We start from the raw sequence: 2838 nt of genomic DNA, 5'->3' as shown, positions 1-2838 counted from the left end.
CACCGAACCCTGTGAACTCCACCGCCCCAGCCTAAACCGCGCGAGTTTTCAGGGTCGCAGGTTCTCCAGGTCCTCGAGGAGGGCGGGGTGGGCCGGCTGCCAGCCGAGCGCGTCGCGGGTGTATGCGCTGGATGCGGGCTGGTCCATCGCGAAGATCGGGCCGAACGGGCCGAAGTTCTCCTCCGGCACGGGCCGCACCGGCAGGTTCAGCCTGCGGCCGATGACGGTGGCGATGTCGCGCACCGCGTCGCCCTCGTCGGCGACCGCGTGCCAGGCGGTCCCGGCAGGCGCGGATTCGAGGGCCAACCGGAACAGGACGGCCGCGTCGAGGGCGTGTACGGCAGGCCAGCGCTGGGTGCCGTCGCCCGGGTAGCCCGCCACTCCGGTGCGGCGCGCCTGCTCGGTCAACAGGCCGGCGAACCCGCCCTTGCCCTCGTTGTGCACCGTGCGCGGCATCCGGACAGCCGTGGCGCGAACACCACGCGAGGCCAGCGAAAGCAGCGTGTTCACCGAGCGGCCGCGCTCTCCCACCGGCCCGTCGGTCGGCACCGGGTCTGCCTCGGTGGAGGCGCGGCCGGGCACCCAGGGCGTTCCGGCAACGGTGACGATCGGGCGGTCGCTGCCGAGGAGCGCGGCTCCCAACGTGGCCATCGCGGCGCTCTCCTCGGCGATGCCCGCCGCGAGCACGTCCGGGCTGCTGTAGTCGCGCCCGAACGCGAGGCTGATGACGCCGTCGGACCGCGCGGCCCCGGCCCGCAGGACGTCGAGGTCCGCGATCTCTCCGCGCAGCACCTCGGCGCCGGCGTCCTTGAGCGTCCGCTCGGAGCTGTCCGAGCGGGCCAGCGCGAGCACGGTGTGGCCGTTGCCGAGCAACTCGGCGACGACGGCGGAGCCGATGGTGCCGGTACCGCCGGTGACGAAGACGTGCATGAACTCTCCTGAAAAGTGACGGGACTACTGTCGCATCACCACGGTAGCAGGGTGACGGAACACATGTCTCATCACCTTGTAGGATCGGCCCATGCCGCGATGGGAACCAGGAGCGCGCGAACGACTCGTCGTGGCCGCCGTCGACCTGTTCACCGAACAGGGCTACGACGCCACGACGGTGGCGCAGATCGCCGAGCGCGCCGGGGTCACCAGGAGCACTTTCTTCCGGCACTTCTCCGACAAGCGCGAGGTCCTGGTGGCCGGACAGGAGACGCTGAGCCACCTGCTGGCCGAGGGGATCGCCGAGGCACCCGAGGGCGCCAGCCCGCTCGAAGCGGTCGCTGCCGGGCTCGAACGCGCCTCGGGTGCCATGGGACCGATGAACCGCGAACTCGGCCCCCGCCTCAAGGCCGCCGTGGCGGCCAGTGCCGAACTTCAGGAGCGGGACACCCTCAAGAGCGTCGGCCTCGCGACCGCCATGAAAGCCGCGCTCGCCGCCCGCGGCGTCCCCGACGCCACCGCGCACCTCGCGGCCGAGATGGGGGTCCTCGCGTTCAAGCGGGGCTACGCGCGGTGGGCCGAAGCCGACCGTGATGACGCGACAGGGCTCGCGCCCCATGCGCTCGCCGCCCTGGAGGACCTTCGCGCGGCAACCACGACCTTGGGCTGATCTCCCCGGAGCAAGGGGTCAGACCGCGGCGCCGGGCAGTGCGGCGAAGGTGACGCCGGTGGCGGCCGCACGCCGGACACCCCAGTCGTAGAGCGCCTGCAACACCGGTCCGAGCGCGAGGCCCTCCTCGGTGAGCCGGTATTCCACCCGGGGCACCGCGTCCTCCACCGGACGCCGTGAGACCAGGCCCGCGGACTCGAGATCCCGCAGCTGCTGGGTGAGCATCTTCTCGCTGATCCCGGGCATCCGCCGCCGCAGTTCCCCGTACCGGTGCACCCCCTCCTTCAGATGCGCCAGTATCACCGGCTTCCACCGGCCGCCGATCACCTCGATCGTCAACTCGACCGGGCAGTAGTAGTCCCGCGCCATCGGTTTTCCCTCCCCACGCACCGAAAAGTGCGTACTTGACCGGTTTCCCCCACGGTGTTGCCATCGAGGGCGTGATCGTCGAGTACATCCGGTACCGCGTGTCCGGACCAAGCCGAACGGAGTTCGAGGCCGCCTACGCCCGCGCCGCCGAAGCGCTGGCGATGGCCGGGCAGTGCCTCGACTACGAACTGTCCCGCTGCGTCGAAGACCCCGACCACTACATTCTGCGCATCGCCTGGACCTCAGTGGAAGATCATCTGAAGGGCTTCCGCTCCGGGCCGGAGTTCGCGCGGTTCTTCGCCGAGATCCGCCCCTACGTCTCCGACATCGAGGAGATGCGTCACTACGAGCGGACGGCGGTCGCCGGAACCGGGGGCGGCGGCAGTCTGCCCACCCTTTACGACTGGGCAGGCGGACAGGAGGCCCTGATCCGCCTGTTCGAGGCGTTCTACCGGCGAGTGCTCGCCGACGAACTGCTGGCACCCGTGTTCGCCGGCATGGATCCGCACCATCCCCGGCACGTCGCCGACTGGCTCGCCGAGGTGTTCGGCGGCCCCACCCGCTACAGCACCGAACGGGGCGGCCACCGGCACATGATCGGCAGGCACCGCGGCCGTGGCATCACCGAAGAGCAGCGCCGCCGCTGGGTCTCGCTGCTGCTCGACACCGCCGACGAGGTCGGCCTGCCCGCCGATCCGGAATTCCGCGCGGCCTTCGCGGGCTATCTCGAATGGGGCAGCAGGCTCGCCGTGTTCTTTTCCCAGCCGGGCGCCCCGGCCGGGGCCGACGAGCCGATGCCGCGGTGGAACTGGGGTGCCGCGCCGCCCTGGCAGCCCCGGCCCGCCGCGAAGACCGACTGAGTTCCCGCC

General features: G+C 71.3%; 4 protein-coding genes. 2 read left to right on the top strand and 2 right to left on the bottom strand.

The window, feature by feature from the left end; translation table 11 throughout:
• Window positions 1-48 precede the first annotated feature (48 nt).
• A complete protein-coding gene (locus tag FNH05_RS35615) occupies window positions 49-930 on the bottom strand; it encodes an SDR family oxidoreductase (protein ID WP_144593242.1) in 882 nt (293 codons plus the stop codon).
• Between the two features lie 91 nt (window positions 931-1021).
• Here FNH05_RS35615 and FNH05_RS35610 point away from each other — a divergent pair, with 91 nt between their 5' ends.
• Complete coding sequence (locus FNH05_RS35610) at window positions 1022-1600, top strand: TetR/AcrR family transcriptional regulator (protein WP_144593241.1); 579 nt, start codon at window positions 1022-1024, stop codon at window positions 1598-1600.
• Window positions 1601-1618: 18 nt separating this feature from the next.
• Here the strand turns inward: FNH05_RS35610 and FNH05_RS35605 are convergent, their stop codons facing one another.
• Window positions 1619-1969: a winged helix-turn-helix transcriptional regulator gene (locus FNH05_RS35605; protein WP_144593240.1), complete on the bottom strand. Its 351-nt coding sequence runs from the start codon at window positions 1967-1969 to the stop codon at window positions 1619-1621.
• Between the two features lie 35 nt (window positions 1970-2004).
• Between FNH05_RS35605 and FNH05_RS35600 the strand changes: the two genes are divergently transcribed.
• Complete coding sequence (locus FNH05_RS35600; protein WP_246128139.1) at window positions 2005-2829, top strand: group II truncated hemoglobin; 825 nt, start codon at window positions 2005-2007, stop codon at window positions 2827-2829.
• Window positions 2830-2838 lie beyond the last annotated feature (9 nt).

This window comes from Amycolatopsis rhizosphaerae, from assembly GCF_007713715.1.
GTDB lineage: Bacteria > Actinomycetota > Actinomycetes > Mycobacteriales > Pseudonocardiaceae > Amycolatopsis_E > Amycolatopsis_E rhizosphaerae.
This window is presented reverse-complemented; position numbering and strand designations above follow the sequence as displayed.

Coding starts and splice junctions, on each gene's coding strand:
- FNH05_RS35605 (WP_144593240.1), bottom strand. CDS start 1,969: ATGGCGCGGGACTACTACTGCCCGGTCGAGTTGACGATCGAGGTGATC.
- FNH05_RS35610 (WP_144593241.1), top strand. CDS start 1,022: ATGCCGCGATGGGAACCAGGAGCGCGCGAACGACTCGTCGTGGCCGCC.
- FNH05_RS35615 (WP_144593242.1), bottom strand. CDS start 930: ATGCACGTCTTCGTCACCGGCGGTACCGGCACCATCGGCTCCGCCGTC.